General features: G+C 71.6%; 17 protein-coding genes. 12 read left to right on the top strand and 5 right to left on the bottom strand.

Translation table 11 applies throughout. The features are described from left to right. The first annotated feature begins 435 nt into the window (after positions 1-435). Together LCN96_RS53685 and LCN96_RS53690 are read left to right on the top strand one after the other, a co-directional pair. Positions 436-2541, top strand: coding sequence for a RiPP maturation radical SAM C-methyltransferase (locus LCN96_RS53685; protein ID WP_225270081.1), 2106 nt, complete (start codon positions 436-438; stop codon positions 2539-2541). Between the two features lie 48 nt (positions 2542-2589). After that, positions 2590-3798, top strand: a complete 1209-nt coding sequence (locus tag LCN96_RS53690) for a cytochrome P450 (RefSeq protein ID WP_225270082.1) — start codon at positions 2590-2592, stop codon at positions 3796-3798. Positions 3799-3858: 60 nt separating this feature from the next. Here LCN96_RS53690 and LCN96_RS53695 read toward each other — a convergent pair whose 3' ends face one another. Then, entirely contained in the window at positions 3859-5136 is a 1278-nt protein-coding gene (locus tag LCN96_RS53695; RefSeq protein WP_225276262.1) for an MFS transporter, read from the bottom strand. Between the two features lie 398 nt (positions 5137-5534). On the opposite strand from LCN96_RS53695, the gene LCN96_RS53700 reads away from it, so the two are divergent. The 3 genes from LCN96_RS53700 to LCN96_RS53710 are packed head-to-tail and all read left to right on the top strand — an operon-like array spanning position 5535 to position 8307. Next, positions 5535-6374, top strand: a complete 840-nt coding sequence (locus LCN96_RS53700; RefSeq protein ID WP_225270083.1) for a peptidoglycan-binding domain-containing protein — start codon at positions 5535-5537, stop codon at positions 6372-6374. 54 nt (positions 6375-6428) lie between these two features. Beyond that, positions 6429-7319, top strand: coding sequence for a peptidase inhibitor family I36 protein (locus LCN96_RS53705; RefSeq protein ID WP_225270084.1), 891 nt, complete (start codon positions 6429-6431; stop codon positions 7317-7319). Between the two features lie 31 nt (positions 7320-7350). Continuing rightward, positions 7351-8307: a SpoIID/LytB domain-containing protein gene (locus LCN96_RS53710; RefSeq protein ID WP_225270085.1), complete on the top strand. Its 957-nt coding sequence runs from the start codon at positions 7351-7353 to the stop codon at positions 8305-8307. 47 nt (positions 8308-8354) lie between these two features. Here the strand turns inward: LCN96_RS53710 and LCN96_RS53715 are convergent, their stop codons facing one another. Beyond that, complete coding sequence (locus LCN96_RS53715; protein WP_225270086.1) at positions 8355-9206, bottom strand: NBR1-Ig-like domain-containing protein; 852 nt, start codon at positions 9204-9206, stop codon at positions 8355-8357. A gap of 345 nt (positions 9207-9551) precedes the next feature. Here LCN96_RS53715 and LCN96_RS53720 point away from each other — a divergent pair, with 345 nt between their 5' ends. Next, positions 9552-10376: an alpha/beta fold hydrolase gene (locus LCN96_RS53720; RefSeq protein WP_225270087.1), complete on the top strand. Its 825-nt coding sequence runs from the start codon at positions 9552-9554 to the stop codon at positions 10374-10376. A gap of 63 nt (positions 10377-10439) precedes the next feature. Here LCN96_RS53720 and vanY-N read toward each other — a convergent pair whose 3' ends face one another. Beyond that, positions 10440-11012, bottom strand: a complete 573-nt coding sequence (gene vanY-N, locus LCN96_RS53725) for a D,D-peptidase/D,D-carboxypeptidase VanY-N (protein ID WP_225270088.1) — start codon at positions 11010-11012, stop codon at positions 10440-10442. A 201-nt stretch (positions 11013-11213) separates the two neighbouring features. Between vanY-N and LCN96_RS53730 the strand changes: the two genes are divergently transcribed. From LCN96_RS53730 to LCN96_RS53740, 3 genes are read left to right on the top strand one after another with little or no spacing between them, the layout of a single operon-like run. After that, positions 11214-11888 carry a response regulator transcription factor gene (locus LCN96_RS53730; protein WP_225270089.1) on the top strand — a complete coding sequence of 225 codons (675 nt, stop codon included), beginning with the start codon at positions 11214-11216 and terminating at the stop codon, positions 11886-11888. A gap of 8 nt (positions 11889-11896) precedes the next feature. Then, the gene (locus tag LCN96_RS53735; RefSeq protein WP_225270090.1) at positions 11897-13327 is read left to right on the top strand and encodes a sensor histidine kinase; all 1431 of its coding nucleotides are present in this window, start codon (positions 11897-11899) and stop codon (positions 13325-13327) included. Continuing rightward, complete coding sequence (locus LCN96_RS53740) at positions 13324-13905, top strand: hypothetical protein (RefSeq protein WP_225270091.1); 582 nt, start codon at positions 13324-13326, stop codon at positions 13903-13905. Before LCN96_RS53735 ends, LCN96_RS53740 begins: the two co-directional genes overlap by 4 nt. A gap of 4 nt (positions 13906-13909) precedes the next feature. Here the strand turns inward: LCN96_RS53740 and LCN96_RS53745 are convergent, their stop codons facing one another. Beyond that, positions 13910-15289 (bottom strand): S41 family peptidase, encoded by a 1380-nt coding sequence (locus LCN96_RS53745; protein ID WP_225270092.1) that lies wholly within the window; start codon positions 15287-15289, stop codon positions 13910-13912. An 88-nt stretch (positions 15290-15377) separates the two neighbouring features. Here LCN96_RS53745 and LCN96_RS53750 point away from each other — a divergent pair, with 88 nt between their 5' ends. Further along, positions 15378-16031, top strand: coding sequence for a response regulator transcription factor (locus tag LCN96_RS53750; RefSeq protein WP_225270093.1), 654 nt, complete (start codon positions 15378-15380; stop codon positions 16029-16031). Continuing rightward, on the top strand, positions 16028-17128 hold the full coding sequence (locus tag LCN96_RS53755) for a sensor histidine kinase (RefSeq protein WP_225270094.1): 1101 nt from the start codon (positions 16028-16030) through the stop codon (positions 17126-17128). Before LCN96_RS53750 ends, LCN96_RS53755 begins: the two co-directional genes overlap by 4 nt. Positions 17129-17130: 2 nt before the next feature. On the opposite strand, the gene LCN96_RS53760 is transcribed toward LCN96_RS53755, so the two are convergent. Next, positions 17131-17946 (bottom strand): class I SAM-dependent methyltransferase, encoded by an 816-nt coding sequence (locus tag LCN96_RS53760; protein ID WP_225270095.1) that lies wholly within the window; start codon positions 17944-17946, stop codon positions 17131-17133. Positions 17947-18204: 258 nt separating this feature from the next. Here LCN96_RS53760 and LCN96_RS53765 point away from each other — a divergent pair, with 258 nt between their 5' ends. Next, positions 18205-21348: an amidohydrolase family protein gene (locus LCN96_RS53765; RefSeq protein ID WP_225270096.1), complete on the top strand. Its 3144-nt coding sequence runs from the start codon at positions 18205-18207 to the stop codon at positions 21346-21348. The last annotated feature ends 4 nt before the right edge of the window (positions 21349-21352 follow it).

A 21352-nucleotide genomic window follows, 5' to 3' on the forward strand; every position in this document is an offset into this window, starting at 1 on the left:
CATAGCGCTTCTTCACTGCCATTCCTTTCTCTCGTTGATCTAGGTCGAAAGGATCGTAGGCAGATCCCCGACGCCGCGTCAAGCACTCTTGTCACGTCGGTCGGACGAATACGTTCCGTGAACGACAGCGGCAATCTCACTTACCGCACGCAGTCAAGAACTCACTCTTTGTCTGACCAGCCGACCGGGAGCCCCTATTGAAGCGTTCCAACAATGGCCTCCGGCGCATCCTCAGATTCGCCTCCCATAATGGTTGCACAACGGCCTTTCTCGCTTACAATCTTGGAATCCGCCATGCCTCCCGGTGTCACCGATGGAAGGGGAGCGCCTATGGGAGTCTCCAGCGAGTTCTCCGGCGAACAGCGCGCGCTGCTGACCCGTACGTTTATCGACCCGGCATTTCGCGAAGCGCTCCGGGATGATGTGTCATCGGCCTTGCGTGCCGCCGGAATCGATCCGTCGAGCGCGCTCGGCGGGTCGATGCGCGAGGAGATCGAGGGGTTCTTCGCCCGGGGAGGCGGCGCGCGCCTGGACCGGAGCGCGACGATGAGCCTCGACATCGCCGCGGCGAACCCCACGGCGAACCACACGGCGCAGGACAGCGCCGCGTCGCCCCGCGTGGCCTTCGTGGTGATGCCGTGGGCGGAGACCCGCTGGGCGTCGATCGGAGTCTCCCTCCTGCAGTCCGCCCTCACCGCGAGCAGCATCGCCAGCGACGTCATCTACGCCAACCTCGACTTCGCCGAAGCCGTCGGGAACACGATGTACAACCGCATCGGCACCTCCTCCCCGAAGGTGGCCCTGGTCGGCGAGTGGCTGTTCACGGAGGGCCCGGTCGATGGCGCGGACGGCGGCGAGCGGTTCCTGAACGAGGTCCTGCTCGACGAGCACGGCGGGTTCGCCGACTTCGCCACGATCTTCCAGCTGGGTGAGATCAAGGCGTTGACGGCGCCGTTCCTGGACGCCCTGGCGCGTCACGAGGTCTGGGAACGCTATGACCTCGTCGGGCTGACATCGACCTTCCAGCAGAACGTCGCCGCGCTCGGGTTCGCCCGCCGGCTCAAGCAGCTGCACCCGCACATCACCGTCATCATGGGCGGCGGCAACTGCGAGGGGCCGATGGGCTCGGCGATCCTGCGCAACTACCCCGCGATCGACTACGTGTTCCGCGGCGAGGCCGAGTGGCTGATCAGCCGGTTCGTGAGCGACTTCCGCGCCGCGGGTGCCCGTCCCGGCTGGGTCGAATCGGACCCGTTCTGGAGCGCCAGGGCGGAGCCGCAGCCCGGCGGCCGGGCTGTCATCGTGGCCGGCACCGCCCCCAGCATGGACGACCTGCCGGTGCCGGAGTACCACGACTTCTACAACCGGCTCCGGGCGTCCCGGCCCGGCAGCAGCCTGCCCGTCGACACCGCCGTCCCCCTCGAGACCTCACGGGGTTGCTGGTGGGGCGAGAAGAAGCACTGCACGTTCTGCGGCCTGAACGGCATGACGATGGCGTTCAGGAGCAAGTCGGCCGCGAGAGCCTTCGACGAGCTGCGCAAGCTGGTCCACGACTACGGGCCCGGCCCGAAGCGCCGGACGAACGTGCTGGTCGTGGACAACATCCTCGACTACCGCTATTTCAACGACCTGCTGCCGATGATCGCGCAGTCGGACCTGAAGGTCTCCCTGCACTACGAGGTGAAGTCCAACCTCCGCCTCGACCAGCTCATGCTGCTGCGCGACGCGGGCGTCCACCACCTGCAGCCCGGCATCGAGTCGATGAGCAACCGGCTCCTGGAGGCCATGCGCAAGGGGACCACCAGGTTGCGGAACCTGCAGACGATGAAGTGGTGCGCCGAGCTGGGCATCGACGTGTCGTGGAACTATCTCCACGGCTTCCCGGGCGAGACCGACGACGACTACGCGGACCTGCCGCAGCTGTTCAGCCTGGTCCCCCACATGTCGCCGCCGGAGCACGTGGGCCCGGCCCGCGCGGATCGCTTCAGCCCCTTCTACGAGTCGGGCGCGGACTTCGGGATCGTCGAGCTGACGCACGAGCGGGCCTACGACCACGTGTACGCCGACCTGCCGAGCGCCGAACGCCGCGACATCGCCTACTTCTTCCGCATGCGCTGCGACGAACCCCTCGCCTCGGAGCCCGTGCTGGCCGCGATGTCGGCCGCCGCGGAGCGCTGGCGGCAGGACCACGCCGAGGCGCGGCTCGAAGCGTCCTGGGTGGACGACCACCTTCGCGTCATCGACACCCGGCCCGCCAGGCCCCGGCCCGAGACCGAGTTCGACCTCGACCCGGCGGCCAGCAGTGTCCTGCTCGCGCTCGACCAGCTCAGGTCCGCGCAGGCCATCGAGCGGGCCTTGCCCGTGCCGGTCCCCGCCACGGAGATCGCGGGTGCTCTCGACCGGCTGCTCGACGCGGGCCTCGTCGTCCGCGACGGTGACAGCTACCTCGCCCTGCCGGTCCTCAACCGGCGGCGGCTGCCGAGCGCGAAACCCGCCGTCCGGGTCCCCAGAGACCTTCCGCTGCTGACCGGCACGACCTGAGAGCCGGCTGTCACGGACGGACACGCTCCACGCTTCGAGGAAGACACAGTGACAGAAACCGCGTTCACCTTTCCGACCGACAAGAGACCCGGGCCCTTCGACCCGCCGGACGTGTTCGCCAGGGTCCGCGAGGAGCGTCCGCTCACCCCGATGACGTTCGCGGACGGGCACGAGGGCTGGCTCGCCTCCAGTCATCGCATCGTGCGGAAGATCCTCGCGGATGACCGGTTCAGCAACCGGCGCGAGCTCATGCACCTGCCCGTCGATCGGGACATCTCCAAGAAGCGGCAGCCGTCCGAGCCGGGCATGTTCATCCGCATGGACCCGCCCGAGCACACGCGCTACCGCCGGCTCCTCATCGCCCAGTTCACCGTCCACCGGATCAGGCAGCTCGAACCGAAGATCAGCGCAGTGGTGCGGAGCTGCCTGGACGCCATGGAACGCTCGGGGCCGCCCGTCGACCTGGTCGAGGAGTTCGCGGTGTCCATCCCGTCGGCGGTCATCTGCGACCTGCTGGGCATCCCGGCGAGCGAGCGAGCGGAGTTCCAGCGGGCGATGGGCGTCGCCGTCGACCTCAACACCAAGCAGGCCGACCTCATCGAGGCGTTCATCACCATGCAGAGCCTCTTCCCGCCGCTGATCGCCAGCAAGCGGGCCAGGCCGACGGACGACTTCTACAGCGACCTGATCAACAACAGCGACCTCACCGACGAGGAGCTCACCAACATCGGCTTCATGCTGTTCGGCGCCGGGTTCGAGACCACCGCCAACATGCTGGGGCTCGGCACCTTCGCCCTGCTGGAGCATCCCGCGCAGGTCGCGGCGCTGCGTCAGGACCCCTCGCTGATCGACAGCACGGTCGAGGAGCTGCTGCGCTACCTCACCATCATTCACATCGGCCCGATGCGGGCGGCCCTGGAGGACGTGGAGATCGAAGGGGTCACCATCAAGAAGGGCCAGGTGGTCTGCATGTCCCTGGCGGCGGCCAACCGGGATCCCGCGTGTTTCGACGATCCGGAGAGCCTGGACATCTCCCGGTACGCCAGGGCGGGCAAGCGGAACCTGGGCCATCTCGCCTTCGGCCACGGCATCCACCAGTGCCTCGGCCAGCAGCTCGCCCGCGCCGAGATGCGGCTGGCGTTCCCCGCCCTGTTCGAACGCTTCCCGGGCCTCCGCCTCGCCCTTCCTCCCGAGGAGGTGCCGACGAGGCAGGCCGCGGTCATCTACGGCGTCCAGCGCCTGCCGGTCACGTGGTGACCGAAGGGTGAGGTCGTCGTGGCCGAGCGCCTCGCACTCGGCCACGACGACCTCACCGCATCAGGCCTTGGCCTCCGATTCAGCCTCGGGCTCATGGGAACGGGTCCGCTCCGCCCACGCCACAGCCGCCGGCACCAGCAGTCCAGCCGCCACCATCAGCACGCCGAGGACGATCCATCCGGTGATGCCGGCTCCTCCCAGCACGAGCACCGCGAGCAGGTACGGCCCGGCCGACGCGGCCAGCCCCTGCCCGAGCCCGAAGACCCCGCTGTATTCACCCTGCAGCTGAGCGGGCGCCAGCCCGAAGCTCAGCTCGAACTCGGCAGCCGCGTAACGCAGCTCCGCCAAGGTCAGCACGACGACACCGACGATGAGCAGAACGGTCGCGACGGTCGCGGTGAGCCCTGACGCCCAGCCGAAGAGAATGAACGCCAGGAAAAGGCCGAAACTCGCGGTACGGGCCGCGCTGCCCGCCTTTATGACGCCGTTGATGCCTTTTGTCGCGCTGAGCTGAAAAAGCGCGACCAGCACCGTGTTGATGGTGACCAGAATCGCGAATATCGACCGTGGCGCCGCCGTGTTCTGCACGATCCACAGCGGTATCGCGAACGTGAGGACCGGCCCCTGCAACGCCAGGATGCCATTCAGTACGGTGACCGCCAGGAAAGGCTTGTCACGCAGCGCCACGCCCGTGGTGCTCTCCGACTTGGCACGCAGCGGATCCAGCTTCGGCAGGAGCAGGACCAGGAACACGTTCACCGCGAAACTGATCGCGTTGGCGAGGATGAGAACGGTGTAGGCGGAGCGGGTGTCGATGGTGATGACGACGCCGGCGGCCAGGGCACCGAGACTCGTGCCGACGTTGACCAGGGACCGGATCACGGCACGTAGCCGGGTCGCGCCGGCGCCGCCGATCCGGCGGAACACCGGCATGCGCGCGGTCTGGCTGGCCGCCGCCGCGAACTGGCTCGCGCACGCCATGACCACGAAGGACGGGAAGGAGTTCACGAAGAGGAAGCCGGCCATGGCGCAGGCTTCGAGCACCAGGAACATCGCCCACAGCCGGCGAGGCCCCCAGCGGTCGGCCATCCTGCCCACCGGGATCCCGGCGGCGAGCGCGGCGAAACCGGCGATCGTGAGCCCCGCGCCCACCTCCACCACGGACAGTCCGACGACGCGGGTGAAGTACAGGGCCCCGGCCGTGAGGAACAGCCCGCTGCCCGTGGTGTTCACCAGCGTCGAGATCGCCAGGACCCGCCGTGGACCCGTTTGCAGCTCGACGGACTCGAGCAGCCGGGCCCGCCATCCTTTCGATTGTTCGGTGGGCGACGACGTCATCCGCACCGGCCAGGAAACTCGGAGGCGGCCACTGAAGAATGCACGTGTGTTCCTATCTCTCACGGCCCGAGGCGGCTGAATCCACGCGGCGCAGAAATGCGCTCATCGTGCGCCGGGAACTATTCGCGCCACGCTGTCAGGTGCGCTCTGACTTTCACCCACCACTCGTGTGAATGCGGACATTCGGTCATGCTAGATGGATCTATAAAGGCTTCGCAAGGGGTTCCTGGCCGGTGCGCGGGGCCTCGGGTGAACACCCATGCTGACCTGCGCGTACACGCGTAAGAACGCACGCAGGACAGGCTGACAACACCGATTCCCTTGCGGACACGCGAGCCGACCGGAACGTTGGATCCCGTCGCTCAGGAATCGACACCCACCCCGCCCCAGGAGTCACTATGACGCTGCCCTCATGTGCTGCCGCCCTCATGCCCGCCGCCCTGTTCGCCGCGCTGCTGACCGGAGCGTCGGGGGCGCGGGCGGCCGAGGCGGCGGTCCTGCCGAGCGTCAGCATGGAGGCCACCGTCAAGGCGGCCCAGATCGACCCGCGGCGGCCCGACAGCACCCTGACCCCCGGCGCCAAGGCCGGCGTGCTGCTGGTCGAGCAGGCGCTGCGTGACCGGAGCCTGCTCGACGCGAAGTGGGTGGACGGGTACTTCGGCACCACCACCGTCGCCGCCTACGCCAAGTACCAGCGGTCGCTGGGCCTCACGGGGCTCGACGCCAACGGGCTGCCCGGCAAGGTGTCGCTCACCAAGCTGGGCGCCGGCCGCTTCAAGGTCACCGCCGTCATCGACCCGGGCGCGCGGGTCGATGACGGCGGGTTCGTCGTCAACGCCCGTACGCACGGCATGCTGACGGAGGCCGAGCGGCTGCTGGGCCGCGATCTCGCGCTGGACCAGGGCTCGTACAACCCCGGCGGCGACCCGACCTCCGCGGGCACGCACGACGGCGGCGGCGTCGTGGATGTCTCGGTGGCGGGGATGAGTGCCGCCACCCGCACCGCGGTCACCCGCGCGTTGCGCGTGGTCGGCTTCGCCGCCTGGGTGCGCAGCCCGCAGCAGGGCGACTGGCCGTGGCACGTCCACGCCGTCGCCATCAGCGACCCCAGCCTGTCCAGCCAGGCCCAGCACCAGGTCGGTGACTACTACCTCGGCCTGAACGGGCTCGCCAACCGCGGCAGGGACGACGGCCCGGCGGTGACCATCCGCACCTGGGAGGAGTACCGCCGCCGCTGACTCGTCCGTAGCTCACTCAGCCCTCGCCCACCATCCAGAACCAAGGAGAACAGCATGAGAACGTTCACCAGGATCCTCACCGCGACCACCGCCGCGCTGGCGCTCGGCGGCGGGCTGCTGGCCGCCGCGGCACCGGCCTCGGCCGCCGGCCGCGACGGCGTCTGCGACCCCGGCGAGTTCTGCTACTACTTCAACAGCAACAACCAAGGCTCGGTCTCCGACTTCACCGGCTCCATCGCCGACTACGCCACCACCCAGCCCACCTGCTACGACTTCAAAGGCCCCGGCGCCGGCAAAGGCCAATGCATCAAGAACGCCGCCGCCTCCGTCTGGAACCGCAGCAGCAAGACCGTACGCGTCTACTACAACACCGGACACGCCGGCACCTACCAGGACTTCGCCGCAGGCGCCAAGGGCAACCTGAACGCCACCCTCAAGAACCAGAACGCCTCGCACGAGTTCGGCCCGTCCTCCTCCTCGCGCACCAACATGTCGTACTCGCTCTACACGGCCGCCGGCCGGATCACCTGCGGGTTCGACGGTTACACCAACACGCCCGGCCGGCACGAGGGCATCGACATCGCCCGCGGCGTGGGCTCCAACGTGCACGCCCTGGTGGCGGGCCAGGTCATCAACGTCGTCCGCGGGGCGACCGGCAGGTCGAACCTGTCCACGATCGCCATCTACAACGCCGCGGCGAACAAGACGGTGATCTACCTGCACTCCGCCCCGCTCGCCTCGCTGCGCGTGGGCCAGCAGGTCACCCGCGGCCAGGTCATCGCCACCGAGTCGTGGCGCGGGGTGTCGAGCAGCGCGTCCGCGCACACCCACGTCGAGATGCGCATCGGACGGCAGACGCGGGCGGCCAAGAGCGTCGGCGACCCGCACCTGGAGAACCCGAACCCGACCTCGTTCTGGAACTCCCAGGGCTACAGCATCCGATAACGCACCCCATCGAGCGAAGAGGAGGACGACTGTGCTCAGGATCCGCTTGTTATCGCGGCTCGCCGCGGCGACCACCGCCGCGCTGGTGCTCGGCGGCGGGACGGTGCTCGCCACCCCGGCACCCGCCTCGGCCGCCGGCCGCGACGGCGTCTGCGACCCCGGCGAGTTCTGCTACTACTTCAACAGCAACAACCAAGGCTCGGTCTCCGACTTCACCGGCTCCATCGCCGACTACGCCACCACCCAGCCCACCTGCTACGACTTCAAAGGCCCCGGCGCCGGCAAAGGCCAATGCATCAAGAACGCCGCCGCCTCCGTCTGGAACCGCAGCAGCAAAACCGTACGCGTCTACTACAACACCGGACACGCCGGCACCTACCAGGACTTCGCCGCAGGCGCCAAGGGCAACCTGAACGCCACCCTCAAGAACCAGAACGCCTCGCACCAGTTCCTGGGCACCACCCCGCCGCCCACGTCACCGGCCGGGTGCAAGACCGACGGCACCGACACCAAGCTGCCCACGACGATCCTCGTCTACCGGGCCTCCCTGGACCGCGTGGAACGGGTGGACTTCAAGACCTATGTGAAGAACGTCCTGCCCAACGAGTGGGTGTCGAGCTGGCCGAGTGAGTCGCTGAAGGCCGGGGCGATGGCCGTGAAGAACTTCGGCTGGTACTGGGCGCTGCACTCCAACCGCAAGACGCCGAGCGGCCAGTGCTTCGACGTCTACGACCACACGTCGAGCCAGGTGTACAAGCCCGGCTCCGCCAAGGCGGTGACGAGTGCCGCGGTGGACGCGACGTGGAGCACCCGGCTGACCCGCGGCGGCAAGATCTTCCGGGCGCAGTACTGCGCCACGACGACGGCGTGCGGCAACTGGGTCGACGGCGACTGGATGTCGCAGCGCGGCTCCCGCGACAAGGCCCTGGCGGGCTGGAGCCACTCCAGCATCCTCCGGCACTACTACACGGGGATCGCGATCAGCTGAGGCGAGTTCCGCCTCCTGTTCTCCGCCGTGCCGGGCACGGCGGAGAACTAGCGTCCGTCGATGATGAGCTGGAAGTTGATCGGCCGGCTCCCGGGGAACACGATCGCCCCGGAGGCGTCCACCATCTTGAAGCGCACGTAGCACAGGCCCGGCTCGCGGGGCGTGGTGACGTCGGTCCGGATGTCGACCGTCTCGCCCGGTCGCGTGTCGGCGATGGGCACGTCGGAGATGGTCTGGCACTGGTCGGCTCGCTGCGTCACGTCGAGGCGGCGCAGCGAGTAGCCCTTCCAGGGCACCGACCCGGCGTTCCTGAGCCGCCACACCTTGGTGACGGTCTGGCCGGCGGCGACGCGGGTGCAGTCGGGGAGCGTGACGTCCTCGACGAACTCCGCCTTGTCGCCCTCGTACAGGGGCGCGGCCCAGGGCGGGTTGGTCGCGGGCACGGGGCAGTGGACCGGCGAGAACGCGACGGCGGACGAGCTGCCCGACACGCCGAGGGTCTGTCCGCCGGGCGGGGAGCCGCGGTTGACGGCGACCACCACGAGGACCGCCGCCGTCACCAGGACGACGGCGGCCGCCGCCAGCGCGGCCGGATGGGCCGGCCGGAGCCCCCGCGCGGGTGGCGGCGGCTGGGCCTCGGACGACGGCGGCGCGGGCACGGGTGCCGAGGTCTCCGGCCGGGTTTCTGCGGGACGGCCGTCCGGGAGATCCGCGTGGACGGCGGGACTCCCCGTCGACCTGACCGCCCGGTTGGCGCTCTCCCAGCGTTCGCGGTACACCGCCGGGTCCGCGCCACAAGCCTTGACGAACTCCACGGTGGTCTCCCAGCTCGGGAGCCGGTTGCCCTTCGTGGCTTCGTGCAACGTCGTGTGGGAGATCGCCCCCGACCGGCCGGACATCTCACGGAAAGGAGGGTTACCGACTGCACTGCGTAACTCTCGCAGGATCGTCGCGAAACCCTCGATCGCCTCCGCTCGTGCACGTCTGTCGTCCACCGTGCGAAGGTAACAGCACGCCTCGGCCCAGGGGCGGTGTTTGCGCCTTTCGCAAGGGACTGCCCGATCATCATACGGCGACGGCCTGCCCGGCCCGGTCGTCTCATCTGGCGGAACCGCTGGTGCGAGAGCACCCGGCGTAAGTAACGGCGTCCCTTCGCCGCGGTGCAGTCATCTGACCGATGACCGCAGGAGGAGCGCCGACCTAGCTTCGAGGCACATCGACACCACGACTCGAAGGGGGCCGAGATGCCCTACATCACCGCCGACGACGGAGCGCAGATCTTCTACAAGGACTGGGGCACCGGCGGCTCTCCGGTCCTGCTCAGCCACGGCTGGCCGCTCAACTCCGACGCCTGGGAGGCCGCCGCCCTCTTCCTCGCCGAGCACGGGCACCGTGCCATCGCCCACGACCGGCGTGGCCACGGCCGCTCCGCGCAGACCTGGCACGGCAACGAGATGGACACCTACGCCGACGACCTGGCGTGCCTGATCGAGCAGCTCGACCTGCGCGACCTCACCCTGGTCGGGCACTCGACCGGTGGCGGGGAGGTCGCCCACTACCTCGGCCGCCACGGCAGCGAGCGCGTCTCGAAGCTCGTCCTGGTGTCCGCCGTCCCGCCGCTGATGCTGCGCAGCGACGACAACCCCGAGGGCCTGCCGATCGAGGTCTTCGACGCCATCCGCGCCGGCGAGGCCGCGAACCGTTCCCAGCTCTACCGCGACCTGGCCGACGGCCCGTTCTTCGGGCACAACCGCAGGCAGGACGTCCCCCAGGGCTTCCGGGACGCGTTCTGGCTGCAGAGCATGGCGTGCGGGCACCGGGGGGCGTACGAGTGCATCGCGGCCTTCTCCGCCACCGACTTCCGGCCCGACCTGGCGAAGATCGAGGTGCCCACCCTGGTCGTCCACGGTGATGACGACCAGATCGTGCCGTTCGAGGTCGGGGGCAAGCGGTCGGCCGAGCTGATCAGCGGTGCCGTGCTGAAGGTGTACGAGGGCAGCGGGCACGCCCTGCCCGACACCGACCGCGATCGCCTGCACGCCGACCTGCTCGCCTTCGTGAGCTCCTGAGGAGCACCGGGCATGACCCCTCGCGCCGGGCCGGCGCCCCCGCCGGCCCGGTCCACCGCCGGGCTAGAGGTGGTCCCCGGTCCCGAACACGTAGCCCACGCCGGGGTGGGGCAGCCGGCGTGGTGGCGTGCCGCCGCAGTCCGGTCGGTACTCGAAGTGCCACCACTCGTTGTCGTACATGCGGTAGAGGTCGTAGCGGGCGCCGTGCTCCTCCAGCCAGCGGGCGCCCTCGTGCGGGCGCACGTCCAGGGCGATGCCCTTGACGTGGCTGGACTGCGCGGGCGGTAAGACGAGCATGCGGGCCGCGGCCGGCGAGCCGGAGCGGCGCACCTCCTCGTCGAACATCCGCTGCTGGACGACGGGGTCGCGGTAGCCCGAGGTGAGGCCGATGAGCTGGCCGTGACGCCAGAGCGCCTCGGTGCGCGCCGCGGTGAAGGCCGCCAGGGCCCCTTCGGTGAGCCCGGTGAGGTCCTCGGCGGGGAATCGCATCCCCAGCGCCCACTGGCAGGCCAGCTCGCGGGCGCGGCCGGGATGACGGACGAACGCCACGGGCAGCAGGACCACGGCCAGGACCAGCGTGACCGTGGCGTACAGCCGGTCCCGGGGCCGGGGTGGGATGGTGCGTGGTTCGCTCATGCCGACTACGATTGGCGCCGAATGTGCGTGCGCTGTCAGCCGAATGTCACCGTTTGTCGACGGCGTCGGTCGAGCGGGCCGCCGGGGTACGACTGTGACACAACCATGACATCGCGGCGACGAGGCGCTGACACGGACGGCCGACAGTGGAGGTAGTTGACCGGCGGGCGAGTTACGGAGCGTGCGGTGAAACTCGGCGGCGTGTCGCGAGTTCTGTTGATCGAGGATGACCCGGCTGTGCGGGAGGGCCTGGAGCTGGCCCTGTCCCGGCACGGGCACCGGGTGGGCGCGGTGGAGTCGGGCGAGCAGGGCCTGGAGCGGCTGCGGGCGGACGTGCCCGACGTCGTGGTGCTCGACCTGATGCTGCCCGGCATCGACGGCTTCGAGGTCTGCCGCCGCATCCGCGCCACCGGCGAGGTGCCGATCATCATGCTGACCGCGCGCGGCGACGACATGGACGTGGTGGCCGGGCTGGAGGCGGGCGCCGACGACTACGTGGTCAAGCCGGTGCAGCCCAGGGTGCTGGAGGCCCGCATCCGCGCGGTGCTCCGGCGGATCGGCCGCGACCAGGCGGAGCTGGAGCGGCACGGCGACCTGACCATCGACCGGGCCGGGCTGGTGGTCGCCAACCGCGGCGTCCCGGTCAGCCTCGCCCCGACCGAGCTGCGCCTGCTGCTGGAGCTCTCCAGCACGCCCGGCCGGGTGCACAGCCGCCAGCAACTGCTGGAGTCGGTGTGGGAGCACGGCTACTTCGGCGACTCGCGGCTGGTGGACGCGTGTGTGCAGCGGTTGCGCGCGAAGATCGAGGACGACTCGACCGCGCCCGTCTACGTGCAGACCGTGCGCGGGTTCGGCTACCGGTTCGGGCCGGTTTGAGCCTTCCCGTGACGCCTCTGCCCACTCTGGGGCTGCGAACCCGGCTGCTGCTCGCGTTCGCGCTGCTGTGCGTGGTCATCACGGCGGCGGTGGCCGGCGGGAGCTACGTCATGAGCCGCAACGCCATCCTCAAGGCGACCCAGGACGCCGCGGTGCACACGATGACCAGCCGCCTGGAGACGCTCTACCCGTTGCGCAGCTCGACGCCCGGCCGGGCCGAGCTGGCTGAGATCGCCCGCACCGTGACCGTCCCGAACACCGTCGCGGTCGCCGTCTTCCACGGGAGGCACTCGCCGGACGGCCTGGATCCCGAGCTGATCCCGCCGGAGCTGCGCCAGGCGGTGGCCGGGGGCGAGCTGGCGTGGCAACGCGTGCGCTGGGGCGACGAGCCCGTCCTGATCATGGGCACGCCGCTGATGATCGTCGAGCGGAACCGGGACCAGCGGTTGTCCGGCATCGAGGTCTACACCGCGCGCAGTCTGCGGGCCGAGCAGCGCAGCGTCGACTGGCTCGCCACGTCCGCCTGGCTCACCGGCGCGGCGGCCCTGGCGTTCGCGGTCGTGCTGGCCTCGCTGGCCACCCGTGGCGTGCTGCGCCCGGTGCGCGAGCTGGGCCGGGCCGCCCGGCTGCTGGGCGAGGGCGACCTGCGGGCCAGGGTCGCCGTCCGCGGCTCCGACGAGCTGGCCGATGTGGCGCACACGTTCAACAACACCGCCGCGGAGCTGGAGCGGCACGTCAAGCAGCTGCGCGAGATGGAGGCCGACGCCCGCCGGTTCGTCGCCGACGTCTCCCACGAGCTGCGCACCCCGCTGGCCGCGCTCACCGCGGTCGCCGACGTCCTCGACGAGGAGGCGGCCGAGCTGCCCGAGCCCGCCGGCCGGGCCGCCAGGCTGGTCAGCCAGGAGACGATCAACCTCACCGCGCTGGTGAACGACCTCATCGAGATCAGCAGGTTCGACTCCGGCGTCGCGGCCCTGGCGCCGAACGAGGTGGACGTGGCCGAGCTGGTGCACGCGACCCTGCGCGTGCGGGGCTGGTCGGAGCGGGTCGAGACCGAGCTGCCCGCCGACGTGACGGCGCGGCTGGACCCGCGCCGGGTGGACGTCGTGCTGGCGAACCTGGTCGGCAACGCCCTGCGGCACGGCGAGCCGCCGGTGTCGGTACGCCTGTCCGCCGACCCGCAGTGGATCGCCGTCGAGGTCCGCGACCATGGGCCGGGGCTGGACGAGGCGGTGCTGCCGCACGTGTTCGACCGGTTCTACAAGGCCAGCGCGGCCAGGGCCAGGTCCGAGGGCAGCGGCCTGGGCCTGGCCATCGCCCGGGAGAACGCCCGCCTGCACGGGGGTGACCTCACCGTCGCCAACGCCCAGGACGGCGGCGCCGTCTTCACGCTGCGCCTGCCACGCTGGGCACCCGATCCCGAGGGAGGTGCCGCGTGAGAGCCCGGCCTGCCCGCCGCGCGCTCGTCGCGGCCCTGGAGTCGCTGGAGTCGCTGGAGTCGCTGGTGTCGCTGGTGTCGCTGGTGTCGCTGGTGTCGCTCGTCGCCGTGGCCGGTTGCGGCGTGCGGCCCACCGGCGTCGTCCGGGCCGGCGACCCGCCGAGCGGAGCCGTGCAGCCGGCCGTGACGACCATCCTCTACCTGGTGCGGGGCGACCGGATCGCGGCGGTGGAGCGCCCCGGCGGGGCACTGTCTCCCAGCGCGGCGCTCGCGCTGCTGGCAGCCGGGGTCACCGCGGAGGAGGAGGCGCGCGGGCTCACCACCGACGTCCCCTCCGGCGCCGGCCCGTTCTCGGTGACCGCCGACCCGCCCGGCCACCTGGAGGTGGCCCTGTCCACGCCGGTCGGCGAGCTGTCGGCCCTGGCCGTCGAGCAGATCGTGTGCACGGCCGCCGACGCGACGCGGCGCGACTCCACGGAGGTCACCCTCGTCGGCGCCGGCCGGCGCCTCGGCCCCCGCACCTGCGCGGAGGCCGACCTCGCCCCGGACGATCCGCCGGAGAAACCGCCGTCGTCCTGACCCGTCACCCGGCGCCGAGCAGCGCGAGCGCCTTGGCCAGGCCGGGGTCGCGCCCGGTGGCCAGGTCCAGAGCGGTCATGGGGGCGTGGTGGTCCACCGGCACGCCCACCGTGTCGACGAGCTCGCGGTCGGGCCCGAGGTGGCGGACCTTGGGCAGGACCAGGACGCTGCCGTCGTCGAGCAGGAATCCCTCACCGGGCCCCGAGACGGCTCCGGCGGTGCGGGTCCCGACGAGGGTGCCCAGGCCGTGGTCCTTGACCGCCGCGCTGAAGTCGTCGCAGGCCGAGGCGCACCTGCGGTCGGTCAGCACGATCAGGCGCGCGCCGACCAGCGGGACGCTGTCGTCGGTCCGGTTGGGCACGCAGTCGCCCGTGGACGGGCAGAAGTAGCTGGTGACCTTCTCGTGCGCGAACGCGCCGAGCAGCCGCGTCACCTCGCGGGGCGACCCGCCGCCGTTCCCGCGCAGGTCGAGCACGACCGCCTCCGGCTTGCCCTGGAGCTTGGCGATCACCTGGTCGGCGGCGCCGGGGAAGAACCCGGGCAGCACGACGTGCACGACGCCGCCCGGCAGCGTCTTCGACGTCACCACCGGGGGCTGCCGCGTGACGGGGGCCGGCTCCAGCTCGACGGTGCGGGTCCGGCCCGTCGTGGGCCGCTTGAGCGTGAGCCGCAGCGTGCCGGGGGCGGTGATGGCCTGGACGAAGCTCTGGTTCACGGTGTCGCCGATGAAGGCGGGCACGCCGTTGGCCTTGAGCACGATGTCCCCCGGCCTGACGTCCGCCTTGGCGGCCGGGCTGCCGGGCAGGACCCGGGTGATGTACAGCGGCGGCCGGGCCGCGGGGTCGAGCTGCGGGCCGTGCTCGCCCGACACGCCCGCGATGCCCGTCCCGACCGGCTCGCCGCCGGGCGGGTCGGGCCGGACCCAGCGGGCGTGGTTGTCGTGCAGCCCGGCGACCAGGCCGGTGATCGCGGCGCGTGACGCGGCGGGGTCGCCGTCGCCGAGCACCTTGGCGAAGGCGGCCCAGTCGGTGTCGCGGTCGCCGCTCAGGGCGGGCAGCTTCAGGTCGCCGCGATCGGCGCCGCGCCGCATCAGGTCCTGGGTGTAGGCGGCCATGGCGTCGCGCAGCAGCGTCCCGTGGTTCAGTGCCGGCCCGCCGTAGTAGTTGTCCAGCACGCAGTAGTACGCCTGCCGGAGCGTGTTCACCGAGGTCGGCGGCGCGGACTGCGGCGGCGGCTCGGTGGCGGGGGCGCAGGGGGCGGCGGCCGCGGTGGAGACCGGCACGGAGACCGGCGCGGAGACCGGCGCGGAGACCGGCGCGGAGACCGGCGCGGAGACGGACAGGGAGCAGGTCGCCAGCACGGCGGCGCAGAGGGCTTTGATCATGGCCGTCAGCATGGCCGGGAGCGGATTGCACGGCCGTGAACGTGACCGTTAACGCCGTTGTAACCGCTTGTGGGATAGGAACGTCGGCATGCGGGTGCTGGTGGTGGAGGACGAGCGCGATCTGGCCGATCTCGTGGCGGTGGGGCTGCGCCGCCATGCCATGGCCGTGGACGTGGTGTACGACGGGGCCGCCGCGGTGGAGCGGCTGGCGGTGCACGACTACGACGTTCTCGTCCTGGACCGGGATCTGCCCGAGGTGCACGGCGACCGGGTGTGCCACGAGCTGGTGGCGCGCGGGAGCCGTACCCGGATCCTGATGATGACGGCGGCGGCGTCGGTGCCGGAGCGGGTGGCGGGCCTCGGGATGGGGGCCGACGACTACCTGACCAAGCCGTTCGACTACGCCGAGCTGGTCGCGCGGGTACGCGCCCTGGGCCGGCGCACCCGGCCGCAGGTCCCGCCGGTGCTGACCCGGCACGGCATCGTGCTCGACACCCACCGGCTGCAGGCGGCGCGCGACGGGCGGCACCTGCACCTGTCGCTCAAGGAGTTCGCCGTCCTGGAGGTGCTGATGAGGGCGGACGGCGCGGTCGTCAGCGCCGAACGGCTGCTCGAAGAGGCGTGGGACGAGCACGCCGACCCGTTCACCACGGTGGTGCGGGTCGTGGTCAGCCGGTTACGGGCCAAGCTGGGCGACCCGCCGTGCATCCAGACGGTGCCCGGCGCGGGATACCTGCTGTGACGACGATCCGGGTACGGCTGACGCTGATCTACTCGGGGCTGTTCCTCCTGACCTCGGTGGTGTTGCTGGTCACGGTCAACGTCCTGCTGCGTCAGGCGATGGACGCGCGGCTCGTCCAGCCGGTCGCGCAGGTGGCGGAGGTGGCGGTGCCGGCGCCGCTGGGGCCGGCCGGCCGGCCGCCGCTGCCGCCCCTGCCCCAGCTGGTGGAGGACGTGATCGGCTACCAGTGGGAGATGACCGGCCTCACGGTCGCGATCCTGACGCTGGTCTCACTGGTCGTCGGCTGGCTGGTCGCCGGCCGGCTCCTGCGGCCCGTCCACCGGATCACCGCCACCGCGCAGCGGCTGTCGCTGTCCACCCTGCACGAGCGGATCGCGCTGGCCGGGCCGAAGGACGAGCTGAAGGAGCTGGCCGACACCTTCGACGCGATGCTCGACCGGCTCGAACGCTCCGTCGCGGGGCAGCGGCGGTTCATCGCGAACGCCTCCCACGAGCTGCGGACCCCGCTGGCCGTCCAGCGGGCGGCGATCGAGATCGGGCTGCCCGAGGACATCGGCGAGATCCGCGACAAGCTCCTGCTCCACAACCGCCGCGCGGAGAGCCTCATCGACGCCCTGCTGCTCCTGGCCCAGGCGGAGCACGGCCTGGACGGCACCAGCCGGGTGGACCTGGACCAGGTGGTGCGGCTCGTCGTGGCGGAGGGGCGTACGGACGAGGTCAGCGTGACGGCGCGGTCGGAGCCGTTCGTCGTGGACGGCGACCCCGTCCTGCTGAACCGGCTCGTCACCAACCTGCTCGACAACGCGGTGCGCTACAACCGTCCGGGCGGGACGGTCGAGGTGACGCTCGCCGGCGGGATCCTGACGGTCCGCAACACCGGCCCGCACGTGCCGGAGGAACGCTTCGGCGATCTCTTCGAGCCGTTCCGGCGGCTGCACACGACCCGCGGGCAGGGCGCCGGGCTGGGGTTGTCGATCGTGGCCTCGATCGCCCGGGCGCACGGGGCCGGCGTGCACGCGAGCGCCAACCCGGGGGGCGGGCTGGAGATCGTCGTGGACTTCGCCCGCGGTGCGGAGGCGGGGCCCGCCGGAGGCTGAGCTCAGGGGGTGCCGGCGCGCCTGGCGACGACCGCCAAGGTGAGGTACGGGACGGTGAAGCCGCCGCCGAGCCGGTCGATGGCGGCTCCGACGCCGTCCAGCACCTCGGCCAGCCGGTCGGCGGGCAGCCGGGTGAGAGCGCCGGTCGTGGGCAGCAGGTCCAGCCACTCCTCACGGGTGTAGGACCGCTCCCACTCGAACCGCCACTGCTCCGGCTCGCCGAACCCGCCCGCCTCGCGGATGCCGTCGGCGAACTTGGCGAACATCGCCGCGTAGATGTCGCGGGAGTGGCCCGGCGCCTGGCCGCCGAACGGGGAGTCGGGCACCACCCGCCGGTAGACGTCGGCGTAGGCCCGCGCGATGGCCGGCGGCGCGTCGAAGACGTGCGCGAAGAGCGCCAGCGGCCCGCCGGGCCGCAGCACTCCTGCCGCCTTGGCCGCGCCCGCGACCGGATCCACCCAGTGCCAGGCCTGGCCGGCGACGACCGCGTCGAACGTGCGGCCTCGCGGGTCCCACGCCTCGAACGTGGCCGCCTCGGCCTCGACCCCGCTGCGTCTGGCGACCTCCAGCATGCGCTCGTCGGGGTCGACGCCCAGCACGGTGCAGCCGGCCGCCTGGAACTGGCGGGCCTCGATGCCGGTGCCGCAGCCGACGTCGAGCACGGCGGGGCCGGGGGCCGCCTCGGTGATGCGCCGCACCATGGCCTCGGGGTAGGGCGGGCGGGCGCGGTCGTACCGTTCGGCGTCCGTACCGAACGACTCGGCGACGTTCCTGGCCTGGTGCGGCTGGTCTGGTTGTTGTGGTGCTTGAGTGGGCATGCGCCCACCGTAGTGGGCGCATGCCCACTAGACAAGCGCGCCGTCTTCGCCGTGAGCGTACGATCAGCCCGCGAGCCGCTCCTCGGCCATCCGCCGCCGGCTGCACGGCGAACGGCCGCCGCAGCGCGACCGTGTGAAGCCGGAGACCGCACCACCTTGACCGATCGTCTTGACCGACGTATGCACGCGGTAGACGAAGATCCATGTCAAGGGTGCGCCCCCGCACCCGGCAGGCGTGAGCAGTGAAGGGAAGCCCCGATGTCACCTGACGCCCCCGGCTCGATGGTCCGCCCCACCCGCCGAACCGTCCTGGCGGGCGGCGCGGGTGCCGCCCTGGCCGCCGCGTTCGCCCCCGCCACGGCGCCACCGGCGAGCGCCGCCGCGTCGGAGCGGACCTCCGTCAGGACCGGCACCGACTTCGCCGTCGCCCTCTCACCGGACGGCCGCACGCTGGCCTTCGACCTGCTGGGCGTGCTGTGGGTCTGCTCCGCGTCCGGCGGCACCGCCCGCCGGCTCACCAGCGACCTGTACGACCTCGCCCAGCCCGACTGGTCCCCCGACGGCTCCACGATCGTGTTCCAGTCCTACCGGGACGGCGTGTTCAACCTGTGGACGATCCGCCCCGACGGGTCGGCGATCAAGCAGCTGACGAAGGGCCCGTTCGACCATCGCGAGCCCCGCTACAGCCCTGACGGCCGCACCATCGCCTACTCCTCCGACGCCGGCGGCAGCTACGGGATCCACCTGCTCGACGTCGCCACCGGAGCGTCGCGCGCCCTGGCGGACACGGCCGTCGAGGAGTACGAGCCGGCCTGGTCGCCCGACGGCGCCAAGCTCGCCTTCGTCGTCGCCGACACCAGGATCGACGTCGTGGACGTGGCCACCGGCGAGCGCCGCACCGCGGTGACGGTCCCCGCCGGCCAGGTCATCCACCAGCCGTCCTGGCTGCCGAACGGCACCGACCTGGCCTACCACCTCTTCCGCTCCGGTCAGAACGAGCTGGCGAGCACGGCCGGCCCCCTGGTCACGGGCGAGGAGGTCTTCCCGTTCCAGGCCAGGTTCGCCCCGGACGGGCGCTACGTCTACACCTCCGCCGGCGCCATCAGGACCCGCCGCCTCGGCTCCGCCTCCGCCGGCACGGTCGGCTTCGCCGCCGCGCTGACCACGACGACCCCGAAGTACAGGAAGCGGGCCCGCGTGTTCGACGCGCCCGGCTCGTTCCCCGTCGTCGGGATCGGCAGCCCGGCGGTGTCGCCGGACGGGTCCGCCGTGGCGTTCCGCGCACTCAACGACATCTACCTGATGCGCGCCGGCGACCTGCCCCGGCCGCTCTTCCGTGACCGCTGGTGGAAGGCCGACCCGGACTTCTCGCCGGACGGGCGGCGGCTGGCGTTCGTGACGGACCGCACCGGGACGCTCAACATCTGGGTCCGTGACCTGGCCACGGGCGCCGACCGGCAGCTCACCCGGCTCACCGACTCCGCCGCCCTGTCCGTCAGGTGGTCGCCCGACGGCGGCGAGCTGGCCTACCTGGACCAGGACGGCGCCCTCTGGGTGCTGGACGTGGCCACCGGCGACGTGCAGAAGATCTTCAACGCCACCTTCGAGCCGGGCCGGCCCACCTGGTCGCCCGACGGCAGGACGATCGCGCTGGCCGCCGTCGTGCCGTACTCGCGGCGCTACCGCGAGGGACTGTCGAAGATCCTGCTGGTGGACCGGGCCACCGGCGCGGGCACGTACGTGGACCCCGCGCCGCACCGCTCCCTGCAGACCCGCGGCGACGACGGCCCCGTCTGGTCACCGGACGGCACCATGCTGGCCTTCGCGATGGAGTCGGTCCTGTGGGTGCTGCCGGTGGACCGGACCGGCCGGCCCACCGGCCCCGCCCGCCAGGTCACCCGCGAGGTGTCCGACGCCCCCGTCTGGGCGGGCGACTCCGCCACCCTGCTCTACCTGAACGGCGGGCGGCTGCGCCGCGTACGCGTGACCGGCGGCTCCCCCCGCACCGTCCCGCACCACCTGACCTGGCGCAACGATCCCGGCCCCGAGCAGGTCGTGGTGCACGCCGGCCGCATGTGGGACGGAGTCTCCGCCACCGTCGCCCGCGACGTGGACATCATCGTGCGCGGCCAGCGGATCACCGCGGTCGAGCCGCACCGGGACGGCCGCCCCGGCACCCTGATCGACGCCCGCGACAGGTTCGTCATGCCGGGCCTGATCGACATCCACCACCACCGCGAGATGCAGGGTTACGCGTACGGCTCCCGCCAGGGCCCGCTGTGGCTGGCACTCGGCATCACCACGACGCGCTCACCGGGCTCGCCCGCCTACCACATGGTCGAGGAGCGCGAGTCGGTGCAGTCGGGCGCCCGGCTGGCGCCGCGTTACCTGGGCACCGGGGAGGCCATCGACGGGCCCCGCATCTACTACAACTTCATGCGGCCCACGTTCACCCACGACCAGTTGCGGCTGGAGCTGGAGCGGGCCGCCGACCTCGACTACGACGTGCTGAAGTGCTACGTGCGGCTGCCGGTCGGCTGGCACCGCGAGGTCATCGACTGGGCGCACCGCCGGGGCAAGCCGGTCACCTCGCACTACCACTACCCGGCGATCGCGATGGGCGGCGACCAGACCGAGCACGTCGGCGCCACCAGCCGGTTCGGCTATTCCCGCACCGTCACGAACGTCGGCACCGCCTACTCCGACGTCATCGCGATGTTCAACGCCTCGAAGATGGCCAGAACCCCCACCCTGTTCAACAGCAGCGCCCTCTACCGCGACGACACCTCGCTGGTCGAGGACGAGCGGGTCCGCCGCCTCTACCCGAACTGGCGGATGGCGGCGCTGCGGGCCACGGCCGCCACGGCGCAGAACGCCGACCCGGCCGCGATCCAGGTCACGCTGCGGAACCTGGCCAACCAGGTCGCCCAGCTCACGGCCATGATCCGGGGCGGCGGCGTGGTCACCGTGGGCACCGACGCGCCCATCGACCACGTCGCGGTGAGCCTGCACATGAACCTGCGCGCCATGGTCAGGTTCGGCCTCACCCCGCTGGAGACGCTCACCGCCGCGACCAGCACGTCCGGCACCTTCCTCGGCCTGCCGCTGGGCAGGATCGGCAAGGGCATGTACGCCGACCTGGCCGTCGTGGACGGCGACCCGCTCGCCCGCATCGAGGACGCCGCCAAGGTCACCGCCGTCCTCGTCGGCGGCCGGCACCACACCGTCGAGCAGCTCCTCGCCCCGTACCCGTCGTCCACCTCCACCGGCCAGGCCACCGCCGCGGCACCTTCAGGCAGGGTCAAGGACCCCGTCCCTGCGCACGCGAGCACCGCGGCCTACTGGTGGAACGACGCCGCCGAGCTGGATCGGGCCCGCGCCTCCTGCTGTGACCACCACTGACCGG

Source organism: Nonomuraea gerenzanensis (assembly GCF_020215645.1).
Taxonomy (GTDB): Bacteria; Actinomycetota; Actinomycetes; order Streptosporangiales; family Streptosporangiaceae; genus Nonomuraea; species Nonomuraea gerenzanensis.